Genomic DNA, 26355 nt, shown 5'->3' on the forward strand with positions numbered 1-26355 from the left:
CGGTAGGTTGATTGGCGCAGATCAGCTATGATCTGTAGGAATCAGTCTTCGAAGAGTGAGTGAAAGAGTTCCATGCGTTGTCCCTATTGCCAATCTGAAGATACGCAAGTGAAGGATTCCCGTCCTGCGGAGGATGGTGCGGTCATTCGCAGGCGTCGTGTCTGCTCGGTTTGCGGCGGGCGCTTCACCACATTCGAACGTGTCCAGCTTCGCGACCTGATGGTCGTGAAGAAAAGCGGACGCCGTGTGCCTTTCGACCGTGACAAGCTGACCCGCTCCATCGAAGTGGCGCTGCGCAAGCGCGAAGTCGACAGCGAGCGTATCGAACGTGCGATTTCCGGAATTGTTCGCCAGCTTGAAAGCTCGGGGGAGGCGGAGGTGACATCCGACGAGATCGGTCGTCTGGCGATGGATGCGCTGAAGGGGGTGGATGATATTGCCTATATCCGGTTTGCATCGGTCTATCGCAATTTCAGCAAGGCCGTCGATTTCCATAATGTGATCGATGAACTGGCAGCTCCCGATACCGAGGACGATCTGGATAGATAGGCATGACTGCACTGGAATTTCCGCATTCCGACGTAACTTCGGACGATATCCGCTTCATGGAAGCGACAATCCGTTATGCCCGTCGTCACAAGGGGCTGACGGGCACCAATCCATCCGTCGGCACGCTGATCGTCAAGGATGGCGTCATCGTCGGACGCGGCGTGACCGCACTGGGCGGCAGGCCGCATTCCGAGCCGCAGGCGCTTGCCGATGCAGGCGAGGCGGCGCGAGGCGCAACGGCCTATGTGACGCTGGAACCATGCGCCCATCATGGTCGCACGCCGCCTTGCGCTGAAGCGCTGGTGCGTGCCGGTGTGGCCCGCGTTGTCGTCGCGGCCACCGATCCGGATGATCGGGTCAGCGGAAAGGGCTTCGCCATCCTGCGCGAAGCGGGTATTGAAGTGGAGCCGGGCATCCTCGCCGAAAAGGCAGCCGATGATCTCGCTGGCTACCTGAATCGATCTTCCAGGAAACGCCCGGAAGTGATTCTGAAACTTGCACTTTCCGCAGATGGCATGATCGGAAAAAAGGGCGAGGGGCAGGTGCCGATTACCGGCCAGGTGTCGCGCGCCCAATCCCACATCTTACGGTCGCAAACTGATGTTATCCTGATTGGTATCGAAACGGCGCTTGCAGACGATCCGGTTTTGAACTGCCGCCTGCCGGGGCTTGAACAGCGCTCGCCCATCCGCGTCGTGCTCGACAGTGGTTTGCGGTTGCCATTGGCTTCGAAGCTGGTTCAGTCGGCGGATGCGCAGCCGCTTTGGATTGCCTGTGCAGACGATGCATCGCCGGAACGGCGGTACGAACTGAAGGCGGCAGGGTGCCGCATTCTGGCGACCGAGGCGCATGATTGCCGGATTGCCTTGCCGGAATTGATGGACGACCTTGCCGCGCAGGGTATTGGTTCCGTTCTCGTGGAAGGCGGCGCGGGTGTGGCCAAGAGCTTTCTGGAAGAAAAGCTGGTTGACCGCTTGATTACCTTCCGCTCACCGATTGAAATTGGTGCTGCCGATGGGGTTGCCGTCCCCGGTCTTGAAACCCATATCGCAGAAGAATTCAAAATTCTCAGGCAGGCGCGTTTCGGTGACGATGCTTATGCGGAATATGTAAGGAAGTCTTGATGTTTACAGGCATTATTACCGATATCGGCAAGGTTGACCGGATCAAGCCGCTGAATGAAGGCGTGTTGCTGCGTATCGAGACCGTCTACGATCCCGAAACCATCGAGCTTGGCGCATCGATTGCGTGTTCCGGTGTTTGCCTGACCGTCGTTGCGCTGCCGGAAAAGGGCACCAATGCCCGCTGGTTTGAAGTGGAAGCATGGGAAGAAGCCCTGCGCCTGACCACCATCTCCACGTGGGAAAATGGAACCAATATCAATCTGGAACGCTCGCTGAAGCTCGGCGACGAAATGGGCGGGCATCTGGTTTCCGGCCATGTCGATGGACAGGCGGAAATCGTTGCACGCAAGGATGAGGGCGACGCGGTGCGCTTCACCCTGCGTGCGCCGGAAGAACTTGCGCCATTCATCGCCCAGAAGGGTTCGGTCGCGCTCGATGGCACGTCGCTGACGGTCAACGGTGTGAACGGTAATGAATTTGACGTTTTGCTCATCCGCCATTCGCTGGAAGTGACAACATGGGGTCAGCGAAAAGCGGGTGACAAGGTGAATATCGAGATCGACCAGCTCGCACGCTATGCGGCAAGGCTTGCGCAATATCGGAAATAGGCTTACAGCCTAAAATTCCAGGCTGTAAAAGCATATCCCGATTTAAGCGTTGACCGCAGGTCTTGCGGTCCGCAAAATTTGTCATGGAGTTTCTCATGTCCGATCACGAGGCGCGCGCGCCGCATTTGCTTATTGTTGAAGCACGTTTCTACGACGATCTTGCCGATGCACTTCTTGATGGCGCAAAGGCGGCTCTGGACGATGCGGGCGCCACCTATGACGTCGTGACCGTACCGGGCGCGCTGGAAATTCCGGCCACCATTTCCTTTGCCCTCGATGGCGCCGACAATGACGGCACCGAATATGACGGTTATGTCGCGCTGGGCACGGTGATCCGTGGTGAGACCTATCATTTCGACATCGTTGCAAACGAATCCTGCCGTGCGCTGACCGATTTGGCCGTTGAAGAAAGCCTTGCCATCGGCAACGGCATTCTGACCGTCGAGAATGACGAACAGGCATGGGTGCGCGCGCGTCGTGAAGACAATGACAAGGGCGGTTTTGCTGCCCGCGCCGCACTGACCATGATTGATCTGCGCAAGAAGTTCGGAGCGTGAATATTATGAGTTCTTCCGCAGAAGGTCGCCCGACACCAAACCTGCCGCGTACGGCGAACAAGCGTGGCGTTGCCCGGCTTGCAGCCGTGCAGGCGCTCTACCAGATGGACGTTGCCGGTACGGGCGTGATGGAAGTGGTCGCAGAATACGAAGCCTTCCGCCTCGGCAAGGAAGTGGATGGTACGCAATATCTCGATGCCGATCCGCAATGGTTCCGCGCCATCGTCGCCGGTGTTGTCGACAGCCAGCTCAAGCTTGATCCGATGATCCATCAGGCATTGACCGAGGACTGGCCGCTGTCGCGTCTCGATTCCACGCTGCGCGCGATCCTTCGCGCCGGTGCATGGGAGCTGACCTCGCGCAACGATGTGCCGACCGCCGTGATTGTCTCGGAATATGTCGATATCGCCAAGGCTTTCTACACCGAAGACGAGCCGAAGCTCGTCAATGCCGTGCTCGACCGCCTTGCCTTCGTTATTCGCGGTGAAAGCCGTGGGACCAAGCCGCGCCACTAAGAGCGGTTTTAGAGATTGATAAAAGCAAGAAGGGCTGTGAGAAATCACAGCCCTTCTTTCATTGTATGCTGGCAAAGAACGTCTTGACGTTTGTTAAACCGTTTCGCATGTTGGTCATGCGGCATTGAGAATGACCGACTGCAAGGGAACTTTGTAATTATTTGATTTCAAGGCGTTAAGTTCCTGATGAAACTATACCGTTGAAGCCCGGTACGAAGTGGTGGCTTCAAGCACTTTCCATGCCGCTCTAATCGGCCCGGGGAGGGGTTTTCGGGCCTTCATGCGCATATGCCTGCCGTTAATTGCCGAGTAAACGGATGTTATCTGAGGTCAAGCTGACGGTAGCCGGCGCAAACTCAATAGGAGTTGGCCTTTATGCAAATGGGAGTGGCAGTTTTACTTCTCGTTATTGCCTGCGGCGTGGTTTCCGTTCTTTTCGCCTTCTGGTCGATCCGTTCGATCCTGGCGGCCGATCAGGGAACTCCACGTATGCAGGAAATCGCTGGCGCCATCCGTGAGGGTGCGTCGGCCTATCTCACACGACAATATTCCACGATTGCGATTGTCGGCGTCGTCGTGTTCCTCGCCGCATGGTATTTGCTGTCGTTGAGCGCCGCTATCGGCTTTCTGATCGGCGCAATCCTGTCCGGCGTCACAGGCTTTATCGGGATGCATGTTTCAGTGCGCGCCAATGTGCGCACAGCACAGGCCGCTTCCTTGAGTCTGGCAGGCGGGCTTGAAATGGCTTTCAAGTCCGGTGCCGTTACCGGCCTTCTGGTGGCCGGTCTCGCGCTGCTTGGCGTCTCCGTCTATTATTTCATTCTCACTGTCTGGCTGGGCTATGCGCCTGCCGACCGCACGGTTATCGATGCACTGGTGGCGCTCGGCTTTGGCGCGTCGCTGATTTCGATCTTCGCGCGTCTCGGCGGCGGTATCTTCACCAAGGGTGCGGATGTCGGCGGCGATCTCGTCGGCAAGGTGGAAGCGGGTATTCCGGAAGATGATCCGCGCAATCCAGCAACCATCGCCGATAATGTCGGCGATAATGTAGGCGATTGCGCCGGTATGGCGGCCGATCTGTTCGAAACCTACGCCGTTACCGTGGTCGCCACCATGGTTCTGGGCGCGATCTTCTTCAATGGTTCGGACGTGTTGTCGAGCGTCATGCTCTATCCGCTGATGATCTGCGGAGCCTGCGTGATCACCTCGATAGCAGGCACGTTCTTCGTCAAGCTTGGCGTCAACGGCTCCATCATGGGCGCGCTCTATAAAGGCCTGATCGTGACGGGCCTCTTGTCCATCATCGGGCTTGGCGTTGCCAACACGCTGACGATTGGCTGGGGCGAAATCGGCACTGTGGCCGGAAAGAGCATCACCGGCACCAATCTCTTCATCTGCGGGCTGATCGGTCTCATCGTGACGGGTCTGATCGTGGTGATTACCGAATATTATACAGGCACCAACAAGCGTCCCGTCAATTCCATCGCACAGGCTTCCGTGACGGGGCATGGCACAAATGTCATTCAGGGCCTTGCCGTTTCGCTGGAATCAACCGCCTTGCCTGCCATCGTGATTGTTGGCGGCATCATCAGCACCTATCAGCTTGCTGGTCTCTTCGGCACGGCTATTGCGGTCACGGCCATGCTGGGCATTGCCGGGATGATCGTGGCGCTCGATGCCTTCGGACCGGTGACTGACAACGCTGGTGGTATTGCGGAAATGGCCGGTCTCGACCCGGAAGTGCGCAAGTCCACTGATGCGCTGGATGCGGTCGGCAACACGACCAAGGCCGTGACCAAGGGCTATGCCATCGGTTCAGCGGGCTTGGGCGCTCTGGTGCTGTTCGCAGCCTATTCCAACGACCTTGCTTACTTCGCTGCCAATGGTCAGACCTATCCGTACTTTGCGGATATGGGGCCGGTTTCGTTCGATCTGTCCAACCCCTATGTGGTGGCAGGTCTGATCTTCGGCGGCCTTATCCCTTATCTGTTCGGCGGTATGGCCATGACGGCTGTGGGTCGCGCAGGCGGGGCCGTGGTGCAGGAGGTTCGTCGCCAGTTCAAGGAAAAGCCGGGCATTATGACCGGCAAGGAACGCCCGGATTATGCCCGCGCGGTCGATCTTCTGACCAAAGCGGCAATCCGCGAAATGATCATTCCGTCGCTTCTGCCGGTGCTGGCGCCGCTCGTCGTCTATTTCGGCGTGCTGATGATTTCGGGCTCCAAGGCGGCGGCCTTCGCAGCGCTTGGCGCGTCGCTGCTCGGCGTCATCGTCAATGGGCTGTTCGTGGCCATTTCCATGACCTCCGGTGGGGGTGCATGGGACAATGCCAAGAAGAGCTTCGAAGACGGCTTTACCGACGCCGAGGGCGTGAAGCACCTCAAGGGTTCGGAAGCGCATAAAGCGTCGGTGACGGGCGATACGGTTGGCGATCCGTACAAGGATACTGCCGGTCCCGCGGTCAATCCGGCGATCAAGATCACCAATATCGTGGCGCTTCTGCTGCTTGCAGTGCTGGCGCATATGGCTTGATCCGTTTTCAAATCCCGAAAACAGAAAACCCGCCGAGAGGCGGGTTTTCCTTTGGATAAGATATTGCGGCGATCAGCTGCCGCCCGGTCCGCCTGCTCCCGCTCCGGGCACGGAGGTCGGAGCTTTGGAAACGCCCTGGATAACCTGGCCCAAGAAGGTCTGGTCCTTGCCGCCGGTTGGCGTGGTGCGCGATACGAAATCGAACAGCTTGCCGTCCTGCATGCCGTAATTGGCGATATTCTGAACCTTGCCGTCCTTGTCGAAATAGATTGCGAGAATCTGGCGATCAACCAGCTTCGGCTTCATGAACTGAGCCATGCGATGGCGCTTCTGCGAAATGTAATAGAACACTTCGTTGTCGAAGGTCGCGGTGGTCGACGGCGTGCCAAGCGCCAGCAGCACCTGCTCGCGGCTGGAGCCGACCGGCACCGAATCAAGCGCCTGCTGATCCAGCACATAGCCTTCCGTCAGCGTCTCGGACGGGTTCAGCGTGGACGCGGTGTTGCATCCGGCGAGGGCGGCCGAAAACAGAATTGCCGTACCAGCCAGAAGAGCACGCTGCTTGCGTGCGCCTGTTGATGCGCCGGAACGCACAGTTGAGAAAATCCGCTGCAACAAAGACCTCTCCATAATTCTATTATCAGCGCGGCACTTTCGCCGTCGGGAGAACTTCGGTAAACCACCTTGCTTCTATATGCAACTGGAACGGTCGTACAGGGATGATTCTCCAACTTTTCCGCCGCAAATCGAAGGCCAATGAGGCTATCGTGCTTCGCGTTTACGAGGCGATCGTGGCAGCGGCGCGGCAAAAACGGTTTTATGCACAATTTCATGTGCCGGATACGCCACTTGGCCGGTATGAGATGTTGTCGGTGCATATTTTCCTGACACTGCACCGGATGCGCGGCGACAATCCGGCTCTGATGGCGCTTGCCCAGGAGGTGGCCGACGAGTTTTTCAAGGATGTCGACCACTCGCTGCGCGAGTTGGGAATCGGCGATCAGGGTGTTCCAAAACGCATGAAAAAACTTGCCCGCATGTTTTATGGCCGGGTCGCCACCTACGGCGCGGCGCTAGACACCGACGATGCTGAAGCGCTAGCAGCCGCGCTGACGCGAAATATTCGGCCTGATCTGGAATTTTGGCCACAAGCTCGCCATTTAGGCGAATATGTTCTGCGTTGTCGCGACCGGTTGCGCGCAATCGACGACAGCACTCTGGTGGCTGGCGAGATTTCCTTTATGGATGCCGAAGATCCAGCGCTCGCGCTGACGCATGATAATACTGAAGAGGCAAAACAAAATGACTGACAAGCCGGCGCTGACCTATCCCGTTCCGGTTCTGCACCTGCCCCAGAAGGGCGTGACAGTGACAATCGGCACCGATGAGAAAGAACGCGCCGCGCTTGCCGCCAGCCATGCGCTTGAGGCGGTGAACGCGTTCTCGGCTGAATTTCTGCTGACGCCGTGGAAAAAAGACGGCATTCGTGTGCGCGGTCGCATCGATGCGGAAATCGTGCAGGCTTGTGTCACCACGCTGGAGCCGCTGACCAATGTGATTGCGGAAGAAGTCGATACGATCTTCGTGCCGGAAAATTCGCGTCTGGCCCGGGTTCAACTCGACGAAAGCGGTGAAATGATGCTGGATGCAGACGGTGCCGATAGCCCGGAAACCTTTGTCGGCGACCGGATTGATGTGGCCGCGGTTGCCGAAGAGTTCTTCGAACTGGCTATCGATCCTTATCCGCGCAAACCCGGTTTGCCTGACGAAGCAGAACCTCAGGTCTTTGGCGATGCCGGTGATGAGGGTGACAAGCCTGTTTCGCCCTTTGCAAAGCTGTCGGAATGGCGCGACAAGTCGTAATTGACGGTGATTTGCGCCGCGTTTGACAGAATATTGTTGTACGGTAACGCAAAACCACTATTTTCGCCGAAAGCCCTGTCGCGCCCCGAGCGCGGCCCGGGAGCAGGGATCGAACAGGAATAATCAAGAGTGGTAAAAATATCGATTGACGCGATGGGCGGTGATTTCGGTCCTGAAGTGGTCGTCCCCGGCGCGGCAAAGGCGCTTGAGCGCCACCCCGACATGCGTTTTATCTTTTTCGGTCTGGCCGGACAGGTTGAACCGGTGCTGGCGCGTTTTCCGAAGTTGCAGGCCGCATCCGAGTTTCGTGCCTGCGAAGTCGCCATCGGTATGGACGACAAGCCAAGCCAGGCGCTGCGCAACGGGCGCGGCAAGTCCACGATGTGGAAGGCCATAGAAGCGGTGAAGACGGGTGAAGCCGATGCCTGTGTTTCCGCGGGCAATACCGGCGCACTCATGGCCATGTCGAAATTCTGCCTGCGCATGATGTCGGATGTCGAACGTCCGGCGCTTGCAGGCATCTGGCCGACGCTGCGCGGTGAAAGCATCGTGCTGGACGTTGGCGCGACGATTGGGGCCGATGCGCGTCAGCTGGTCGATTACGCCGTCATGGGCGCTGGCATGGCGCGGGCGCTGTTTGAAGTGCGCAAGCCGACGGTCGGCCTGCTGAATGTGGGCACGGAAGAGGTCAAGGGCCTCGATGAAATCAAGGAAGCCGGGCAGATCCTGCGCGATACGCCGCTGGATGGTCTGCAATATTCCGGCTTCGTGGAAGGCAACGACATTGGCAAAGGTAGCGTCGATGTCGTGGTGACCGAAGGCTTCACTGGCAATATCGCTCTGAAGGCCGCTGAAGGCACGGCGCGTCAGATGGCGACATTGCTCCGTCAGGCCATGAGCCGCACTTTGCTGGCCAAGATTGGCTATGTCTTTGCAAAGGGTGCTTTTGATCGCCTTCGCGAAAAGATGGACCCGAACAAGGTCAATGGCGGCGTGTTCCTTGGCTTGAGCGGCATTGTCATCAAGAGCCATGGCGGCGCGAGCGCGGAAGGCTTCTGCTCGGCAGTCGAAGTGGGCTACGACATGGTGCGCAATCGTCTTTTGCAGAAAATTGAAGCCGATCTGGCGCATTTTCACCACAGTCACCCTCATGTTTCGTCCAGTGAAGGCGGCGAAGCGGCCAGGTAATTATTTGCCCTGAACGGGCGCGGATTTCGACGGTGCGGGCAATAGCCCCGTTCCGTTCGCTTATGAGGACAGGAATAAAAAATGATACGATCTGTCGTGCGGGGTATCGGTTCGGCATTGCCGAAGCGGGTCATGAAGAACACCGATTTTGAGGGTGTCATAGAGACCTCGGACGAATGGATCGTGCAGCGCACGGGCATTCGCCAACGCCATATCGCGGGTGAGGGCGAAACCACGGTTTCGCTGGGTGCTGCCGCCGCGCGCGCGGCCATCGAAAATGCAGGCCTGCAGCCATCCGATATCGACCTTGTGCTGGTCGCCACATCGACGCCGAACAACACGTTCCCGGCGAGTGCGGTAGAAATCCAGCGTGAGCTTGGCATTACCTCCGGTTTCGCTTTCGATATGCAGGCCGTTTGCAGCGGCTTCATCTATGCGATCACCACCGCCGACCTTTATATTCGCGGCGGCATGGCCGAGCGCGTTTTGGTCATTGGTGCGGAAACCTTCTCGCGCATTCTGGACTGGACCGACCGCACAACCTGCGTTCTGTTTGGTGATGGCGCTGGCGCTGTTGTGCTGGAAGCTGCCGAAGGCAAGGGCCTGACCTCGGACCGTGGCGTTCTGGCTGCAAATCTGCGCTCGGACGGCAACCACAAGGAAAAGCTCTATGTGGATGGCGGCCCTTCGACGACGCAGACCGTCGGCCACCTGCGCATGGAAGGCCGTGAGGTCTTCAAACACGCTGTCGGCATGATCACCGACGTTATCGAAGCTTCCTTCGCGGAAACGGGCCTTACGGCAGACGATATCGACTGGTTTGTGCCGCATCAGGCCAATAAGCGCATCATCGATGCTTCGGCCAAGAAGCTGAATATCGCCGAGAGCAAGGTCGTCATCACCGTTGACCGCCACGGCAACACCTCGGCTGCATCGGTGCCACTGGCGCTGGCGACAGCCGTTGCCGACGGCCGGATCAAGAAGGGCGATCTGGTTCTTCTCGAAGCCATGGGCGGCGGATTTACCTGGGGTGCGGTTTTGCTGCGCTGGTAAGCCAATTGCCACAAAACAGGCGCGTCGGGTCACGTTCGGAATCGGATCGGAAAAGAAAAGCAACAAAATTGATCCACCGCGAGGGAACTCGCGGCTTGACCGAGCCGCTTTTATTTGTGTAACGTCCTGTCACGTAAGGATATTATCTGTTCAAACGCTAACCAGGTGGGTTCGGTTATGGGAGGTAAAACGGTCACGCGGGCTGATCTGGCAGAGGCTGTTTACCGTAAGGTCGGTCTTTCCAGGACGGAGTCGGCGGCTTTGGTCGAGATGATTCTCGATGAGGTCTGTGACGCAATCGTCAATGGCGAAACAGTGAAGCTGTCGTCATTTGCCACTTTTCAGGTCCGCGACAAGAACGAACGTATCGGTCGCAATCCGAAGACCGGCGAAGAAGTACCAATTCTTCCGCGACGCGTGATGACCTTCAAGGCTTCCAATGTTCTCAAGCAGCGCATTCTGCAGGAACATCAGAAGCGCGAAACCAAGAGCAAATAATCCAGATCGATGCCGCCCCAGTTCCTTCGGGCGGCATTTGTTTTTCCAGATCAGGTGGCAAAAGCGGCGGCTTGCGCGTTCTGGGGCAAGACGATGATTGCTTTTGTGCTGCCGTCTTGATCCATCTCACATCGCGGAACAGGGCCTGCTTCGCCGGAAGGCGGTGCTGTCTCGCCCCATGTGCCCCCGCTGTTCCTCTGTCAAAAGCTGGCTGTTGAGCGTCATCCATGTGAAGGGATGCGCATAAAGCTCTGATATTATATAATGGAGATAGTGGAACGAATCATTTCGCTAATATTCGAATCCGGGAGCGCACAGGCTTTTCGGAAAGAGTTTCAGCGTGAAACGCCTCGGGTTTCAATCGGCGTTCGGACAGTATAAGTAGGCCACGGTTTTTGAAAACTGGTGGCATTCCGCCTTATTGTCACTGTCCGTGTATCGTGCGGACCGCAAGTGGATTTCAAAGCCTATACGGATATCGCTCGGTGAGCGGGCCGTTGCTGCTGGAAAGGGCAGGTGGATGGACAAGAGCCCTGATGCATTCAGGACGATCAGTGAGGTTGCGGAGGATCTTGATCTTCCCCAGCATGTGCTGCGTTTCTGGGAAACGCGCTTTACACAGATCAAGCCGATGAAGCGTGGCGGCGGTCGCCGCTATTATCGTCCAATCGATGTTGAGCTGCTCAAGGGCATTCGCCATCTGCTCTACGATCAAGGCTATACGATCAAGGGCGTACAGCGTCTGCTGCGCGAAAACAATCCGCAGTTTATCATTGCTCTGGGCAATGGCGATGTGCAGGCCATCGAAGTCATCTCGCGCCAGAAGCAGGCTGCGGCTGACAAGCGTGCAGCGGAAGAAGCTGCCGACAATGAAATGGCCTTGCCGAGTGGCATCAAGGCGCCGCAGCCGTCACGCAAGCTGTTCGGTTTGCTGAAAGGCGAGGATGACGGCCCCATTGGCGCGGACGGTAAGCGTCCGTCGAAGGACAACCGCTCGCTCTTGCAGGAAGCGCTTTTCGATCTTCTGGAGTGCAAGCGATTGCTGGATCAGGTTCGCTAGGATCGACAAAAGGGAGGCCGTGGCCTCCCTTTTTTATATCGTCAGCTGGACGAGAGTTTCAGTCCGATGATGCCCGCGAGAATGAGCATAACGCTTGCAACGCGGAAGAAACTTGCGGTTTCCCCGAGAATGAAGATGCCGACTACGAAAGCGCCAACTGCGCCGATGCCGGTCCAGATCGCATAGGCCGTGCCGAGCGGCAGGCTGCGCATGGCGATGGAAAGCAGCAGGAAGCTGCCGATCATCGTGACCAGTGTGATGATGCTGGGTGTCAGAAGAGAGAAGCCTTCCGACTTTTTCATGAAGAATGCCCAGACGACCTCAAGAATGCCGGCGATAGCCAGATAGACCCATGCCATTTGTATGCTCCATTTTTGGAAATGGGTAAAATCAAAGACTTAAACTGTTTCGATGAATCAGTTTCTCAAAGTCCCGGTGTGGTTGGTGTCCCAAGCAAAAAAACGTGCGAACCGCCAAGGCTGGCCAATTGGCCGCCAGTGTTTCTAGACCTGACGATGTGCTTGATGCTGGTTGGTTCGATTGGCCGTAACATAGGATGCTCCTATGGGGCCGTCCCCTATGCAAACAGTGGCGCGGGTCGTCCCGCGCGCCAGATAGATAGTGTCTCGCTGGTGCTGTGGCAAGATGCATGACGAAATTGCTGCCAACATTAACTTGATTGCTTCTGTCGTGGATCGGCTGTTGTTTTCGTTTATCCTGTCATTCTTACTCACAATTATGCCAGGAGATCGATCAATGACCATCTCAAGACGTAATTTCATTGTTGCAGCATCTGCTGCCGGTGCGGGGATGGCGCTTTCGCCGTTGGCCCTTGCCCAAGCAGCAGCCGAAACGGGCAGTTCAAACGTGCAAAAACCGTCGCAAGTTGAAAATCCGGGTTTCCATCGCTTCCAGCTCGGTGAATTTGAAATCACCACATTGTCTGATGGACGCCGGGCAGGCGAGGCGCCTGAAAAAACCTATGCGATCAATCAGGACCCGAAGGAAGTCGCTGCGCTGCTTGAAACGAACATGCTGCCTGCCGACCGATTTGTGAACAGCTTTACGCCGGTGCTGATCAACACTGGCAAGGACCTCGTCCTATTCGACACGGGCATGGGTGCCGGTGCGCGCGCAAACGGGCAGGGCAAACTTGTCAGTGCGCTGGAAGCATCAGGCTATAAGGCCTCTGACGTTTCGCTCGTCGTGCTCAGCCATTTTCATGGCGACCACATTGGCGGCCTTATGGAAGACGGTAAGCCTGCCTTCGCCAATGCCCGTTATGCAGCCGGACAAAAGGAGTTCGATTTCTGGACCGACCCCGCACGACTGGATAGTCCGATGAAGGGTGGTGCCGAGCTTGTCGGCAAGAATGTGAAACCGCTGGCCGAGAAGATCACCTTTCTGGAAGACAACAGCGAAGTCGTCTCAGGCATTCATGCTTTGGCGGCTTTCGGGCACACGCCTGGCCACCTGATATTCCGCGTCGAATCCGGCGGCAAGCAGCTGATGCTGATCTCGGACACCGCCAATCATTTTGTCATCACGTTGCAGCGGCCCGACTGGCACGTGGCTTTCGATGTGGACAAGGAGGCCGCCGTCGCGACGCGCAAGCGCGTCTTCGACATGCTGGCGACCGAGCGCCTGCCTTTCATCGGATATCATATGCCTTTCCCGGCAGTGGCTTATCTGGAGAAGGACGGCGCGGGCTACCGCTATGTTCCAGAGTCGTATCAGCTCCGGGACATGTAATCCCGGTCAGCGCCCACCTGCGACCTCGATGAACGAGCCGGTTGTGTAGCCGGGGGCGTCGTTGAGCAACCAATAGATTGCTTCCGCGACTTCCTCGGCTTTTCCTGCGCGTCCCATCGGGGTTCCGGCACCGAGCGTTTTGGCCCGGTCGGGATTGCCGCCGCTCGCGTGGATTTCCGTTTCGATCAAACCGGGGCGAACCGCATTGACCCGGATGCCTTTCGGCGCGAGCTCCCGCGACAGGCCGATGGTCAACGTGTCGAGTGCGCCTTTGGCACCTGCATAATCCACATATTCGAACGGTGAGCCGAGCTTTGCCGCCATAGAGGAAACGATGACGATGGAACCGCCCGGTTGAACGCGGCGCGCTGCTTCGCGTGCGCAGAGATAGGTGCCGTAGACATTGACATCGAACATGGTGCGCAGACGTTCCGCGCTCATCTCGGCGAGCGGCATCGTCTGCGCGACGATACCGGCATTCAAAACAACGCCTTGCAGCTTGCCCAATTCCTGTTCCGCGCGGTCGTAAATGGAAATAACGTCTTCTTCGTGTGAAATATCGCCTTGCAGCGCAATGGCTTTGGCGCCTGCACGTTTCAGACCGTCGGTAGTTTCCGCTGCTGCCGAGGTGTTTCCGGCGTAATTGAGGGCGATGGACCAACCGTCCGCGGCGCAACGCAATGCCGTTGCTCTGCCAATGCCACGGCTACCGCCGGTTATCAGGACGTTTTTCAAGCTCGAACTCCTCCGCATGATTTATGGTGGAGTTAAACCAGTTTTTCGCTCTCCGCAAAGCGGAGATTGTGCAGAAAAAACAATATGGGGAAGAAAATGGTCGGAGCGGCGGGATTCGAACCCACGACCCCTTGACCCCCAGTCAAGTGCGCTACCGGGCTGCGCTACGCTCCGAGCCGGGGAAAGCCTTAGAATGCAAAGGTATTTTCCGCAAGCCCTAAAAGTGGCAAAAAGGCAAAATGCGCACAATTGATATCTGGAAAACTACCAGTACCGCTTAAGTCCGCGGGGCGAACAGGATGATGCAGGTGCCTGCCAGAGCCACGCAGGCTCCGGTGATATCCCAGCGATCCGGCTTTGCGCCTTCGGCAATCCATATCCATAAAATGGAGGCGACAATGTAGATGCCGCCATAGGCCGCATAGGCGCGGCCCGCCGTATCGCTCTCGATCAGTGTCAGGCAGTAGGCGAAGAGCGCCAGCGACGCCATACCGGGAATGAGCCAGAGCGGCGATTTATCGAGTTTCAGCCACGCCCAGAAAGCAAAACAACCGGCGATTTCGCAGATTGCGGCGGCGGCATAGGTGATGAACTGCAAGTGGGCTCCTATGCTTGTGCTGGCTGGCGGACGACGGGCCGGGAATTTTGACGCCGGTATTTATATTCAAGCCCGGCGCAACCCCAGATGATCCCGAACAGCAGATAGAAATGCCGCCAATGATCGGTGTCGATGACATTGCCGATCAGCACATGCCCCAGATAGGTCGCATAAGCGCAGAGCAGATAAGGCTGCCACGGCCTGTTGCGGAAAAGCTGGCGAAAGCCGATGCCAAGCGTCATGAATGTCAGCGTGACGAAAGCCACAAAGCCGACCCAGCCATAATCGAGCGCGGCTTTGAGCCAGTTGTTATGCGTGTCTTCGCCGAACATCGGACCGAACTCCAGCGGGCCGATGCCGAGCGGATGCTGGGTGGCAAGCACCATGCCATACCAGTGGCGGGCAAAGCGCCCCATACGATCCGCGTCATAGCTTTGTTCGAGTTGCGCGCGCTGCAGAAAGAAATCGCCGATGCCGGGGATTTCGATGAGGATCAGCAGCCCGATCACCACAGCGGCAACCGCCAGCAAGGACAGCACGATGAGGCGCAGGCGAAAGCGGTTATTGTTGGTTTGTAGGAACAGGGTAAGCAGGATTACCATGCAGGCGAGGGGCACCATCGCCCAGGCTGCGCGCGAAAACGAGAACAGCACGCCGAGCGTCAGGATGGCGGCAGCAGGCAGATAGACCAGCATGTCGCGCGCACGTCCGGTGAGGATGCGGTAGACCGTCCAACTCAACGGCAGAATGAGAAACGGGCCGAACACGTTCGGGTCCTGAAACGCGCCTTTGGCACGCCCGTAGCGCGTGAAGAGATCGGCACCGGGGAATAGACTGAGATAGCCCGCAATACCGAGAAAGGCGGCGATCAGGCCGACAAACAGATAGGCCTTGAAGATCGTTTGCAGCCGCCGGTAATCCATCTCGATCATTGCGGCAAAGAAAACCGAAGTGAAGGCGAGGAACAGCGAAACGGCGATATAAAGCGGCGCGTTTTTGAGGTCGGCCATCTGTAAGGTCGAAAGGACCCCGCCAAAGTTGAAGACCGCGAGGATAGCCAGCAGAACGAGGTTGGTTCGGCTCAGGCGAAGTCCGAACAGCAGCGCAATAGCAATCAGCCCCGCCATATAAACTTCATAAGGCGCAGGTTCGCTCAGCACGAAACCCAGCAGAAACACGCCCAACCCAACTGCGAAGTTGACGATCAGGCGGTTCAGCGCCCGGCGTTGATGCTCCGTCGCGCCCCGGGGGGGCGCTGAATTGCGCATCGGCGCAACTATGGGCACTGCCTGGCTCAATAAGCGTTTTCCGTGTTGAGAAGGCGAATGGGTGTCAGGAAGAGAATCTTGAGATCAAACCAGAGCGACCAGTTTTCGATGTAATAAAGGTCGTATTCGGTGCGCATCATGATCTTCTCTTCATTGTCGATCTCGCCGCGCCAGCCATTGATCTGGGCCCAGCCGGTTACGCCCGGCTTGACGCGGTGGCGTGCGAAATAGCCATCGACCACTTCATTATAGAGAAGATTGTTGGAATGTGCCGCCACGGCGTGCGGGCGCGGGCCGACCAGCGACAGCGACCCGGCGACGACGTTGAAGAACTGCGGCAGTTCGTCGATGGATGTCTTGCGGATGAAGCGTCCGACGCGGGTAACGCGCGGATCGTTTTTCGTCACCGCATTGCGCGCCGTCGGGTCACATTGCTCGGTATACATCGAGCGGAACTTCCAGACGTTGATGACTTCATTGTTGAAGCCATGGCGCTTCTGCTTGAAGAAAACCGGCCCCTTGCTGTCGAGCTTGATGGCGATAGCAGCGCCAATCATGATCGGCGACAGCACCACAATGCCAACGAGACTGAAGGCGATGTCGAAAATACGCTTGGCGACCGAATCCCAGTCGTTGATCGGCTTGTCGAAAATATCCAGCATCGGCACCGAGCCGACATAGGAATAAGAGCGTGGACGGAAGCGCAGGTGATTGTTGAGCGCGGACAGACGAATATCGACGGGCAGCACCCAGAGCTTCTTGAGAAGGGCGAGGACACGCGCTTCCGCGCTGATCGGCAGCGACACGATTAGCAGATCGATATGCGCGATGCGCGCAAATTCGATCAGTTCGTTGATATTGCCGAGCTTGGGATAACCGGCGACCACGGGCGGCGAGCGCTTGTCGTCGCGGTCGTCGAAAATACCGCAAATACGGATATCGTTATCGGGCTGCTGCTCAAGAGAGCGGATCAGCGCTTCGGCATTGGGGCCGCCGCCAACGATCACGGCGCGGCGTTCCATAGTGCCATTGCGTGCCCAGCGGCGGATTTTCCAGGCAATGAAAAGGCGGGATATCAGAATGACGGCGATGGTGCTGACGGCCCAGATGAGGAACCAGCCGCGCGAGAAATGCGCCGAGACCTTGAAGAGAAAGCCAACCAGTGCAAGCGTGCCGAGCGTTGCCGCCCAACTGATGATCAGCCGCCGCAAATGGTGGGTGGGACTTCTGAGGATGTTGACCTGATAGCCGTCGTTGATTTCCATCAGGGCGACATAAAGAACGCCGCCAGCGATGACGATCAGCGGGTAATAGAGCAGATAATCGCTTTGAAGCCCGACATAATAGCCAAGGCTTAATATGCCCATCAGAAAGATGAGGCCGAACTCAACCAGACGCACGACGCCGCTGAGCATGAGCGGCGAAAACGTGTCCCGCTGATATTGCGCGGCTATGCTGCGCGCCAGAGGGCTGAGTTCCACCGGTTCTTGCGGCTTCGAATCCTGCTTGGCGCTGGCTTCAATCGCCTTGCGTCCGAATGGAGAAAAAGCATCATTGTCCCGCACGATAATGTCTCGCTTATCAGTTTACAGGAGGATGTGTACCGTCAGATTCCTAAGAAATCTCTGAAACACGCAGGTATCGGACCTGCTGAATACTCAAGAATGTGTTTCACGGTAAATCAATTCTATAGAATGAGCCATGGACTGCACGCTGAAACGTTCACGAAGTCGTGAATTTTCGGGCATTTGCACATCGAAATCGCCGTTGTCGGCTCTGAGTTCAAGGATTTTGGCGACCAGCGCTTCCACGGTCGGCTCGAACAGGGCGGGAGATGCGGGGCCGAATATCTCTGGAATACCGCCGACGCGGCTGGCGATGACGGTTTTTCCGGCAGCGAGCGCTTCCAGCACGATATAGGGAAAAGCCTCCGCACGGGAAGGAACCACCATCAGGCGGCCAAGGGCAAACGCATCGCGCGCCGCCATGCCAGGCAGAAAGCGAATTTGTGCGCCAAGGGCAAGTTCGCTTGCAAGTGCCGTAAAGGTCGGCTTTTCAGCGCCATCGCCGACCATGGTGGCGCTGAGCGGCAGGTCGTGCTGATCACGCAGCTCTGCGATGGCGCGGATCAGGATATCCGGGCCTTTCAGATCGCGCATCGTGCCGACGAACAGAAGGTCGCTGGCATCGGGCGCGTCGGGAACGGGAATGAATTCGTCATCGACCAGGCCGTTATAGACCACCGCATGGAGGCCATAAGGCCGTCCGACCTTTTCCTCATAGGTTCGTTTCTCGAAGTTGGAAACGAACATGACCGCATCGGTCATCGGGGCGAGAAGTCGCTCGACCAGAAAGACAGCGCCGCCGCGGCGTGTCTTCTGGTCGAAATGCAGGCTTCCGCCATGCGGTGAATAGATACGGGCTACGCGAGACCTAAAAACCCGTAGAACAGAGCCGAACAATCGGGCATAGACGCCGCCTTTGGCGCCATGTCCGTGCAAAATGTCCGGCCGCAATGTCTTGACAACACGGTATGCTTTGAACGCTGCCGCTGCGTCGCCGATACCAATATGGCGTTGCATGGCAATTCGATGCAGGCCCAGCGCGAGCTTGGGCCGCAATTCTTCTAGAAGCGCATCCTCTCTAGGACCGCCTGTTGTTGCGTCGCAGACGAGCCCGACAAGGTGACCTTTTTCCGCCTGTACGCCGACCAGATCGCGGACATGGCGGAATAATCCGCCAGTGGGCTCGCGAAAGCAGTGGACGATACGCAGAGGGGAAACGGTGTTGTCATCAGCCATCAATCGCCATCAGAACAGACGTTCGCGGACATAAATCGTATCGCCGGGCAGGATCGGATCGGAGATCAGAACCCGGCCTGTCAGCACCTTGCCATTGAACTGGCGGGTGATATCGGCATTCTCCTGATTGGCGCGCGGGCTGAAACCGCCTGCGGCTGCAATGGCTTTTTGCACCGTCATGCCCGGCACATAGGAATATTGCCCGGCCGCGCCCACTTCGCCCATGACGAAGATCGGGCGATAGCGGTCGATTTCCACGCTGACATCCGGGTCGCGCAGATAACCGCCGCGCAGTTTCGATGCGATCAGGCCTTCAAGCTGCTTTGCGGTCTTGCCGCGCGCTGGAATGCTGCCGACAAGCGGGAAAGCCACGTAGCCTGCCTGATCCACGCTATAGGTGTTGGTCAGGCTTGCCTGTTCGAAAACGGTGATGCGCACGCGGTCGCCCGCATCCAGCATATAGGGCTGGTTCAACGCTTCGTGAAAAGCCGGCGGTGCAGGGCGGTAGCTCGTGCAGGCGGATGACAGCGTCATCGCCGCAAGACCGAGCGCCGTGAGCAAAGCACGGCCTGTGCGCTTGTTGTGAATTGTCTTCGCCATCATGTCTCGCCTCGGTATCCCCGAAAAGCATCACCCGCATTTATGGAAACTGACCGGTGCCGAAGCGCGATCAGATGAATTCCTGTCACTGCGTTATCGATTGATTAGGGTTAATGGCTGGTAAAGATGTGCGGCGATGGTCAAAAAACTTTCCAGAAGAGGGCGACAGAGTAACGAGAGCATTTAAGCACTTTGAAATATATAGAAAACGATCCTGCGTGGTTTTGTCAGCGCTGCCCCATGAAGAACGCAGAAAGTCGAGTGCTTAACTCTATGGTTACCTTAAGCGTTTACTTTTCCGGCCGGAAATGGGTATGCGGCCTGGATGGAATGACGATTGTCAATGATCGACGGGCGCCCGCGGAGTAACGAAATGGCGGAAGTCGATTCGTCGTTGAAAGACGCAGACATCGATATAGGCGCGCTTTTTGGAAGCTTGCGCCGTAACTGGCTTTTGATTGTTGGTGGCGCTCTTCTCATGGCGGCGCTGGCGTGGATCATTTGTCTGCTTTTGACGCCGGATTACCGCGCGGAAACCCGCATCATTATCGAAACCCGCGAGTCCGTCTTCACGCGGCCCAATGGAGATAATCCTGCCGAGCGCCCGGTGCTGGACCCGGAAGGCGTGAAGAGCCAGATAGAGATTCTGACGTCTAACGATCTCATGAGACGTGTTTCCGACAAGTTGGATTTGCCGAACAATGAGGCATTTACTTCAATTGAAGTAAGGCCTTACAGCCGGATTCTGATTCTTCTCGGCATGATAGCCGATCCGGAGAAACTCTCTCCCGATGAGCGGGTTCTGCAGCGACTGCGTAAGCACCTGCAAGTGTATAATATCACGGGCTCGCGCGTTATCGCAGTGCAGTACACCTCTGCTAATCCTCAGTTGGCTGCACAAATCGCCAATACAGTCGCGGAAGAATATATCGCGCTACAGAGCGCGGCGAAGCTGCAATCGAATGACGATGCGACTAACTGGCTTGCGCCGGAAATCGAAGACTTACGAACACGTGTACGCGATGCCGAGAAAAAAGTCGCCGATTACCGCGCCTCGCGTGGATTATTGACCGGGCAGACCAACAATACGATTGCATCGCAGCAGCTTTCCGAAGTTTCGACGGACCTGACGCGTGTGCGCTCTGATCGCGCCACGGCGGAAGCGAGGGCGGCAAGTGTTCGCAAGGCGCTTTCTGCAGGCACACCGGTCGATACGCTGCCCGAAGTTGTTGCTTCCGGCATGATGCAGCGGCTCGCCGAGCGCCGCATCGAACTTAACGCCCAGATTGCCGATTTGTCGACGACGCTTCTTGATGGCCATCCGCGCATCAAGGCGCTGCGCTCGCAATTGGCCGACCTTGATCGCCAGACCAAGGCGGAAGGGCGCAAGCTGCTTGCCAGTCTTGAAAACGATGTCACGACGGCAAAGCTGCGTGAAGACGAGCTGACCCGCGAACTCAACCGCGTGCAGTCGCAAGCCGCGCAGGCAGGCGATCAGGAAGTCGAGTTGCGCGCACTCGAACGCGAGGCGGCAGCGCAGCGCGAGCTTCTGGAAACCTATCTGACCCGTTATCGTGAGGCAGCTTCCCGTATTGATCGCAATTATGTGCCTGTCGATGCACGCATTCTGTCGGGCGACGCACCAGCGCTTCCCTATTTCCCAATGGTTTTGCCGACTGTTGCTGCAACCTTTGTGGCGGGGCTGCTGTTACTCTCGATCTTCGTGTTGCTGCGTGAACTGTTCAGCGGGCGGGCCTTCGTGACCGCCGATGGCCGACGCGTCGAGGCTGTCGAGGAAATCGAAATGCCGGTGATTACCGCTGCCGCCCAAGCGGCTGCCGTTCCGCCGACCCTTTCCGAGCAGGAAGTGCCGGTTGCTGCTCCGCGCCGGTCCTGGACAGTGCCTTTTATCACGAGATCGTCTGGCTCTGACGCACGGACGACACCTGCGCCATCGGCGAAGGAGACGACCATGCCTGCACCGAAGAACCCGAATGGCGTGGAAGCCATTGCCAATCGTCTGCTGGACGGTCGCGACAAGCGCATTGTTGTGGTTTCGCCCGAAGGCGACGAAGCGTCGGCAACGAGTGTGCGGCTGTTGCGCGATCTGGCCGACCGTGGCAAGCGTGCGCTTCTGGTGGATATGACAGCTCAGGGCACGGTGGGGAGCGCAATGCTCGACGGGCATAAACTGCCCGGCATCACCGAGCTTCTAACTGGCGAGAAACGCTTCAATGAAGTCATTCATAGCGACCGCTTTTCGCAGGCGCATGTCGTGCCGCTCGGTGCAGCAGACCCGGTTGAAGCCATGCGCGCCGTCGATCGTCTGCCGCTCATTCTCGATGCGCTCGAAACCGTTTATGACTTCGTGATCGTGGAATGCGGCCCATCTTCCTCTGCACAGATTCGCCGTGTTGCTGATAATGACGCGACGGTTGTGATGAGCATAGTCGATCCCGAGAACAATGATGTAGCGCTTGCCGCACTCGATCTTGATCAGGGTGGCTATGAAGATGTCGTCATTCTGATGGACGACAAGACCCCGCAGCCACGCGCATAATTCGATTCAAAAACAGCGTCTTAAAGCGGAAAGCTGAATCAAAATCGCAACTTATCTCCGGGCAAGCTTTGCCCGTATACGCTTGGCGAGCCGCCAGAGTCGGGGATTGCGCTTGATTGTGCTGGCAATAGCGCTGCGAGTGGATTGCAGCGCCACAAAGAGCCTGCCTTTTGCCGACAGCGGCAGAACAGTGTCGAAGATTTCAAGCTCTATATCGCACCAGTCGCGCTTGTAGGGCTCATCGCCCACACCGAAGCTGTAGACCGCATAACCGGCATCGCAACAGCGCTTTATGTCTTCGAAGAAGAGAAACTCGCCGGGGCTGGCATGCGCCATATCATCATCGGCAATGGCGGCAAATTCGGCAGTTGGTCCGCTATCGGTCAGGTTCTTGCCGACGATCGAGCGGATAATGCCGCCCACTTCCAGAAACCGCAATTCGCAGATGGGCGCTGGTGCCGTGAGAGCTTGCCCGTAGAGTGCCTTGAAAAAAGCCTGCACGGCTTTGCTGGCAAACGGGTCGCTTATGCCCATCTGCCGGAAACGTCCGGCTTTCATGGCGAAGTAAAGGTCGAGAACGCGGTCGGATTCGTCCTGTGTCTGCGGCTGTTCAATGCGCCAGCCGCCGGCTTCCTGATAGCGGCGCTCATGCTGGCGGTGCTTCTTCAATCTGCGGCGACGGTTGGTGCGATTAAGCACCGCGTCAAAACCACCATCAAGCGAGACCATCAGGACCGGATTCGGGTTTCGTTTCTGCCCAAGGGTAAAAAGCGGATTGTCGATATCATCAACGGCGTCAAGCTGGCGCGTCAGCGCCAAAGCGTCGATATCCGGTCGCGCCTTGCATATGGCGGCAATGAGCCGGTCCAGAGCTTTGCGGTTGACTGCGGATGACCGTGCTGCGGCCAACCATGGGAAATTACCGTTGGCATGGCTGCCGCCGGGATAGCGCGCGATCGTCATGCCCTTCTGGCGGATGACTTCCAACGGCAGGAGAAAAACCGGGCGTTCAGCATCGAAAATTCCGGCGACGAAACAGTCAGTGTTGACGCAACGATGCCAGCAATCAATCCAGGCGAAGGATTGCGGTGCGCCGTGCAGGGCAGGCCCTATCGCCCAGAGACGCTCGATTTCGGAAAAATCGCTGATAATGCGTTCCGTAAGCGTGGCCGATCCCGCCATGTTGCCCCGCTCAGTCATGCTGTATTGCGCCCCTTGAATATGCTCAGAGCTGCTTTTTACGCGGTGGCTGCGCCATCCACCAGATGATCGCCATGGCTGGCAGGACCCAGAGCAGGCCTGAAACAATGAAATAGAGGAGATGCACCCATGCCGGAGAATTGCCGAGATGCGCGACGGCGATGATCGTGGCCAGAACCGCATAGACGATCACCAGCGTTACCAGCAGAAATGTGCCGATCAGTTTCTTCAGCCTAACGGGCATGATTGCGTCTCTCCTTTTCCCCGCACCATCACTAACCGCTGTGCCTGATCTGCGAAAGGGCAAAAAACGCGGCGGCATGTCGCGTGGACTTGCCTTGTAACTGACGGGTCGATGCGGCATGTATCGCTCCAGATGGTTTGAAGGAAGAACGGCATGACGGCAGCATCGATGGCGCAGCGCGGAGAGCGGAGTTCGAGAACGTCGAAGGACGAACGCGACCGGCGCCTTGTGCGCTATTGGCTTTATGCGGTTTTTGTCGTGCTAATCGCCATCGTGATGGTGGGCGGGGCCACCCGCATGACCGGCTCTGGCCTTTCCATCACCGAATGGAAGCCTATCCATGGCGTCATTCCCCCGCTCGACCATGCTGAATGGGTGGAAGAGTTCGATAAATATCGCCAGATCCCGCAATATCAACAGATCAACAAGGGCATGTCCCTTGAAGAGTTTCAGTATATTTTCTGGTGGGAGTGGGCGCATCGCCTGCTGGCGCGCTTCGTCGGCTTTCTGGTTGCGGTGCCGCTTGCTTTCTTCTGGGCGACGGGGCGTCTGAAGGGCGGGCTGAAATACCGCATGCTGGGGCTTCTGGCGCTGGGCGGCTTTCAGGGCGCCATTGGTTGGTGGATGGTGGCATCGGGCCTCAGCGAATTGACCAGCGTCAGCCAGTACCGGCTTGCAATCCATCTCACCACGGCCTGCGTGATCATTACGGCGGTCTTCTACATTGCCAGAGGACTTGTGACCTATACCGAGCGTCCGGCGGAGCGGTCGGTGCAGCGCTTCGCCGGGTGGCTGGTCTTTGCCGTTCTGGTGCAGATCTATCTTGGCGGTCTGGTTGCCGGGCTTCATGCCGGTCTCACCTACAACACCTGGCCTTTGATGGACGGCGCGATCATTCCGTCCGACCTCTTCATCCAGTCGCCATGGTGGCGGAATCTGTTCGAAAATCCGAAAACCGTACAGTTCGTGCATCGCATGTTCGCCTATACGGTGCTGGTTCTCACTGTTCTCCATGCCGTTCAGGTGTGGAAAGACGTGCCGGGCACGACCCATGCGCGCCGCACGATTGTTCTGCTCGGCCTGGTGCTGGTGCAGGCGGTCATCGGCATCGGAACGTTGCTGATGAGTGTGCCGCTGCATATGGGCCTGACACACCAGTTCGTCGCATTGATCGTACTGGCTTTCGCAGTCGCGCACTGGCGCGGCACCAAGGGCGCTTACGCAGGATAAGCCGTCTGGCGCAAATATCTCAGCGCGGTGGCAATCTTCAGCTCCCGCGCTTCGTCGGCACCATTGCAATCCTCGCGATGCCACGCGGCTGAAAGACAGCCATAGGCAAAGGCATAATCAAGAATATAGGACGGCGAGCGACCAATGATTGGCGCGAAATGCTCGGCCATGCGCTTTGCGCGATCAAGGTCGAGGCAGAGATCGTCACGATTCAGCGGATTGTAAAAGATATTGGCGGCATCGAAGGCCGCATCGCCAATCAGCCCGTGCGGATCGATGGCAAGCCAGCCGCGCTGTCCCCGCAGGATGTTTTCGTGGTGAATGTCGCCATGCAGCGGAATGGGCTTGTGCGGCGTCGCCAGCAGCTCTTTTGCGAGCGCGGCGGCTTCCGCATAGATCGGCGTCTGATCTGCGACTGCGAAAAGGCCGGAGAAGTGCCTGTCGAGCGGTTGCAGGTCTGACGGCACCGGCGCAGGCGAGGGTGTGTGCAATGCTTCCAGAACCTGCCCGAAGATCACCAGACAATCTGCGTCAAGCCCGCTTTTGAGGTGTTCGTCGAGATGATAGTTGCCCGCATATTCGAGCAGCATCGACCTATCTTCAAGATCGTACAGGCGCGCCGCGCCGTGCCCATCCCGCCAGCGCAGATAATGCGCACCGCGCATTTCCTCCATTCCGGCGGGTTTCAGCTGCTTGATAACAAAAACCTCGCCCGGATGATCGATGCGTTCGACCTTCCAGACGAGGCTTGAATGCGTATCCGCCAGTGGTTCGAATGAACCGACATTCCATTTTCCGGGGAATACCGGTTCAGTCGTCATCAGGCTTTGCCAAGCATGAGGTTCATGTTCTGGACAGCGGCACCCGAAGCACCTTTGCCGAGATTGTCGAGTAGGGCGACCAGATTGACCTGATCGTCGCCTTCGGTGCCGAAGACAAAGAGCTTCATGCCGTCCTTGCCGGCAAGTTCTTCCGCATCGACGCGCGGAAGCTTGCCGCTTTCCTCCAGTGGCACAACTTCGACAATGTCTTGACCGGCATAATGCTCGCTCAGGGCTGCGTGAATCTTTGTCAGCGACGGCCTGCCTTCAAGCTCGTTCAGGAACAGCGGAACCTGCACGATCATGCCCTGCGGGAAACGTCCGACGCTCGGGCTGAAGATCGGGCGACGGTCGAGGCGTCCATGCAGCTGCAATTCCGGCACATGCTTGTGATGCAACGGCAGGCCATAAAGGAAGTTGTTAGCGGCCAGATAGTCCGGATTGTTCTTGTCTTCCATCTGCGCAATCAGCTGCTTGCCGCCGCCGGTATAGCCGGAGACGGCATTGACGCTGACCGGATAGTCAGACGGCAACAGCCCTGCATCGCGCAGCGGGCGAACAAGCGCGATCGCGCCGGTTGGATAGCAGCCCGGATTGGCGACGAGTCTCGTTTCGGCGATGCGTTCGCGCTGGCCTTTGGCCAGTTCGGCAAAACCATAGGCCCATTCCGGATGCACGCGGTGGGCGGTCGAAGTGTCGATGATGCGGGTCGAATTGTGATCCCGCAGCAGGGAGACGGCCTCTTTCGAAGCGTCGTCGGGCAGGCACAGAATGGCAATGTCGGCAGAGCGCAGATAGTCGGCGCGCAAATCCTTGTTGCGCCGCTCGGCTTCCGGGATTGAAATCACTTCAAGATCGTCGCGCTCGGCCAGACGGCTGCGGATTTGCAGGCCGGTGGTGCCGTGTTCGCCATCGATGAAGATTTTCGGTTTCATGCTTTTGCCTTTTGATTTCATAAAGTTACGACAATATCCGGAATCGGTCTTTCAACCGCTTGAA

General features: G+C 57.5%; 27 protein-coding genes and 1 tRNA gene. 15 read left to right on the plus strand and 13 right to left on the minus strand.

Annotated features, from left to right (window positions below; genetic code table 11):
* The first annotated feature begins 72 nt into the window (after window positions 1-72).
* The 6 genes from nrdR to HWD97_RS12690 all read left to right on the plus strand — a co-directional run bounded on the left by nrdR (window position 73) and on the right by HWD97_RS12690 (window position 5885).
* Window positions 73-549, plus strand: coding sequence for a transcriptional regulator NrdR (gene nrdR / locus HWD97_RS12665; protein WP_109368729.1), 477 nt, complete (start codon window positions 73-75; stop codon window positions 547-549).
* A 2-nt stretch (window positions 550-551) separates the two neighbouring features.
* Window positions 552-1673: a bifunctional diaminohydroxyphosphoribosylaminopyrimidine deaminase/5-amino-6-(5-phosphoribosylamino)uracil reductase RibD gene (gene ribD / locus HWD97_RS12670; RefSeq protein ID WP_109368730.1), complete on the plus strand. Its 1122-nt coding sequence runs from the start codon at window positions 552-554 to the stop codon at window positions 1671-1673.
* Window positions 1673-2281: a riboflavin synthase gene (locus HWD97_RS12675; protein WP_109368731.1), complete on the plus strand. Its 609-nt coding sequence runs from the start codon at window positions 1673-1675 to the stop codon at window positions 2279-2281. The genes ribD and HWD97_RS12675 overlap by 1 nt, the downstream gene beginning before the upstream one ends.
* Window positions 2282-2376: 95 nt before the next feature.
* Window positions 2377-2838: a 6,7-dimethyl-8-ribityllumazine synthase gene (locus tag HWD97_RS12680; protein ID WP_371835080.1), complete on the plus strand. Its 462-nt coding sequence runs from the start codon at window positions 2377-2379 to the stop codon at window positions 2836-2838.
* 5 nt (window positions 2839-2843) lie between these two features.
* Complete coding sequence (nusB, locus tag HWD97_RS12685) at window positions 2844-3353, plus strand: transcription antitermination factor NusB (protein ID WP_109368732.1); 510 nt, start codon at window positions 2844-2846, stop codon at window positions 3351-3353.
* Window positions 3354-3728: 375 nt separating this feature from the next.
* Complete coding sequence (locus HWD97_RS12690) at window positions 3729-5885, plus strand: sodium-translocating pyrophosphatase (protein ID WP_109368733.1); 2157 nt, start codon at window positions 3729-3731, stop codon at window positions 5883-5885.
* Between the two features lie 72 nt (window positions 5886-5957).
* Here the strand turns inward: HWD97_RS12690 and HWD97_RS12695 are convergent, their stop codons facing one another.
* On the minus strand, window positions 5958-6515 hold the full coding sequence (locus HWD97_RS12695) for an outer membrane protein assembly factor BamE (RefSeq protein ID WP_109368734.1): 558 nt from the start codon (window positions 6513-6515) through the stop codon (window positions 5958-5960).
* An 89-nt stretch (window positions 6516-6604) separates the two neighbouring features.
* Here HWD97_RS12695 and HWD97_RS12700 point away from each other — a divergent pair, with 89 nt between their 5' ends.
* The 6 genes from HWD97_RS12700 (at window position 6605) to HWD97_RS12725 (ending at window position 11547) form a co-directional block, all read left to right on the plus strand.
* Window positions 6605-7195 (plus strand): ubiquinol-cytochrome C chaperone family protein, encoded by a 591-nt coding sequence (locus HWD97_RS12700; RefSeq protein WP_109368735.1) that lies wholly within the window; start codon window positions 6605-6607, stop codon window positions 7193-7195.
* Window positions 7188-7748, plus strand: coding sequence for a DUF177 domain-containing protein (locus tag HWD97_RS12705; protein WP_109368736.1), 561 nt, complete (start codon window positions 7188-7190; stop codon window positions 7746-7748). Before HWD97_RS12700 ends, HWD97_RS12705 begins: the two co-directional genes overlap by 8 nt.
* A 129-nt stretch (window positions 7749-7877) precedes the next feature.
* Window positions 7878-8936, plus strand: a complete 1059-nt coding sequence (plsX, locus tag HWD97_RS12710) for a phosphate acyltransferase PlsX (RefSeq protein WP_109368737.1) — start codon at window positions 7878-7880, stop codon at window positions 8934-8936.
* 81 nt (window positions 8937-9017) lie between these two features.
* The gene (locus HWD97_RS12715; protein WP_109368738.1) at window positions 9018-9989 is read left to right on the plus strand and encodes a beta-ketoacyl-ACP synthase III; all 972 of its coding nucleotides are present in this window, start codon (window positions 9018-9020) and stop codon (window positions 9987-9989) included.
* A 177-nt stretch (window positions 9990-10166) separates the two neighbouring features.
* The gene (locus HWD97_RS12720; protein ID WP_078340512.1) at window positions 10167-10487 is read left to right on the plus strand and encodes an integration host factor subunit alpha; all 321 of its coding nucleotides are present in this window, start codon (window positions 10167-10169) and stop codon (window positions 10485-10487) included.
* 520 nt (window positions 10488-11007) lie between these two features.
* Complete coding sequence (locus HWD97_RS12725; RefSeq protein WP_109368739.1) at window positions 11008-11547, plus strand: MerR family transcriptional regulator; 540 nt, start codon at window positions 11008-11010, stop codon at window positions 11545-11547.
* A gap of 41 nt (window positions 11548-11588) precedes the next feature.
* Here HWD97_RS12725 and sugE read toward each other — a convergent pair whose 3' ends face one another.
* The gene (gene sugE / locus HWD97_RS12730) at window positions 11589-11906 is read right to left on the minus strand and encodes a quaternary ammonium compound efflux SMR transporter SugE (RefSeq protein ID WP_109368740.1); all 318 of its coding nucleotides are present in this window, start codon (window positions 11904-11906) and stop codon (window positions 11589-11591) included.
* Window positions 11907-12303: 397 nt separating this feature from the next.
* On the opposite strand from sugE, the gene HWD97_RS12735 reads away from it, so the two are divergent.
* Window positions 12304-13299, plus strand: coding sequence for an MBL fold metallo-hydrolase (locus HWD97_RS12735; RefSeq protein WP_140024794.1), 996 nt, complete (start codon window positions 12304-12306; stop codon window positions 13297-13299).
* A gap of 6 nt (window positions 13300-13305) precedes the next feature.
* Here HWD97_RS12735 and HWD97_RS12740 read toward each other — a convergent pair whose 3' ends face one another.
* From HWD97_RS12740 to HWD97_RS12770, 7 genes are all read right to left on the minus strand, one after another.
* Window positions 13306-14034 (minus strand): SDR family oxidoreductase, encoded by a 729-nt coding sequence (locus HWD97_RS12740; protein ID WP_140024793.1) that lies wholly within the window; start codon window positions 14032-14034, stop codon window positions 13306-13308.
* Window positions 14035-14131: 97 nt separating this feature from the next.
* Window positions 14132-14208, minus strand: a tRNA-Pro gene (locus HWD97_RS12745).
* 103 nt (window positions 14209-14311) lie between these two features.
* Window positions 14312-14632 carry a YnfA family protein gene (locus HWD97_RS12750; protein ID WP_109368742.1) on the minus strand — a complete coding sequence of 107 codons (321 nt, stop codon included), beginning with the start codon at window positions 14630-14632 and terminating at the stop codon, window positions 14312-14314.
* Window positions 14633-14640: 8 nt separating this feature from the next.
* A complete protein-coding gene (locus HWD97_RS12755) occupies window positions 14641-15900 on the minus strand; it encodes an O-antigen ligase family protein (RefSeq protein WP_109370206.1) in 1260 nt (419 codons plus the stop codon).
* A gap of 26 nt (window positions 15901-15926) precedes the next feature.
* Window positions 15927-17465 carry an undecaprenyl-phosphate glucose phosphotransferase gene (locus tag HWD97_RS12760; protein WP_140024791.1) on the minus strand — a complete coding sequence of 513 codons (1539 nt, stop codon included), beginning with the start codon at window positions 17463-17465 and terminating at the stop codon, window positions 15927-15929.
* A gap of 93 nt (window positions 17466-17558) precedes the next feature.
* Window positions 17559-18701, minus strand: coding sequence for a glycosyltransferase (locus HWD97_RS12765; RefSeq protein ID WP_339439836.1), 1143 nt, complete (start codon window positions 18699-18701; stop codon window positions 17559-17561).
* A 9-nt stretch (window positions 18702-18710) separates the two neighbouring features.
* Window positions 18711-19301, minus strand: coding sequence for a polysaccharide biosynthesis/export family protein (locus HWD97_RS12770; RefSeq protein ID WP_371830778.1), 591 nt, complete (start codon window positions 19299-19301; stop codon window positions 18711-18713).
* Window positions 19302-19674: 373 nt separating this feature from the next.
* Between HWD97_RS12770 and HWD97_RS12775 the strand changes: the two genes are divergently transcribed.
* The gene (locus HWD97_RS12775) at window positions 19675-21861 is read left to right on the plus strand and encodes a GumC family protein (protein ID WP_371835081.1); all 2187 of its coding nucleotides are present in this window, start codon (window positions 19675-19677) and stop codon (window positions 21859-21861) included.
* Window positions 21862-21912: 51 nt separating this feature from the next.
* Here HWD97_RS12775 and HWD97_RS12780 read toward each other — a convergent pair whose 3' ends face one another.
* Window positions 21913-23061, minus strand: coding sequence for a GNAT family N-acetyltransferase (locus HWD97_RS12780; protein ID WP_371835082.1), 1149 nt, complete (start codon window positions 23059-23061; stop codon window positions 21913-21915).
* 25 nt (window positions 23062-23086) lie between these two features.
* The gene (locus tag HWD97_RS12785) at window positions 23087-23305 is read right to left on the minus strand and encodes a DUF2842 domain-containing protein (RefSeq protein ID WP_109368747.1); all 219 of its coding nucleotides are present in this window, start codon (window positions 23303-23305) and stop codon (window positions 23087-23089) included.
* Between the two features lie 153 nt (window positions 23306-23458).
* Between HWD97_RS12785 and HWD97_RS12790 the strand changes: the two genes are divergently transcribed.
* Complete coding sequence (locus HWD97_RS12790) at window positions 23459-24535, plus strand: COX15/CtaA family protein (protein ID WP_140024787.1); 1077 nt, start codon at window positions 23459-23461, stop codon at window positions 24533-24535.
* On the opposite strand, the gene HWD97_RS12795 is transcribed toward HWD97_RS12790, so the two are convergent.
* Together HWD97_RS12795 and argC are read right to left on the minus strand one after the other, a co-directional pair.
* A complete protein-coding gene (locus HWD97_RS12795) occupies window positions 24523-25356 on the minus strand; it encodes an aminoglycoside phosphotransferase family protein (protein WP_371835083.1) in 834 nt (277 codons plus the stop codon). The two genes, HWD97_RS12790 and HWD97_RS12795, sit on opposite strands and share 13 nt — an antisense overlap.
* Entirely contained in the window at window positions 25356-26291 is a 936-nt protein-coding gene (argC, locus tag HWD97_RS12800) for an N-acetyl-gamma-glutamyl-phosphate reductase (protein ID WP_121536292.1), read from the minus strand. The genes HWD97_RS12795 and argC overlap by 1 nt, the downstream gene beginning before the upstream one ends.
* Between the last annotated feature and the right edge of the window lie 64 nt (window positions 26292-26355).

It is taken from the genome of Ochrobactrum sp. C6C9, assembly GCF_022627935.1.
GTDB classification, from domain to species: Bacteria; Pseudomonadota; Alphaproteobacteria; order Rhizobiales; family Rhizobiaceae; genus Brucella; species Brucella teleogrylli.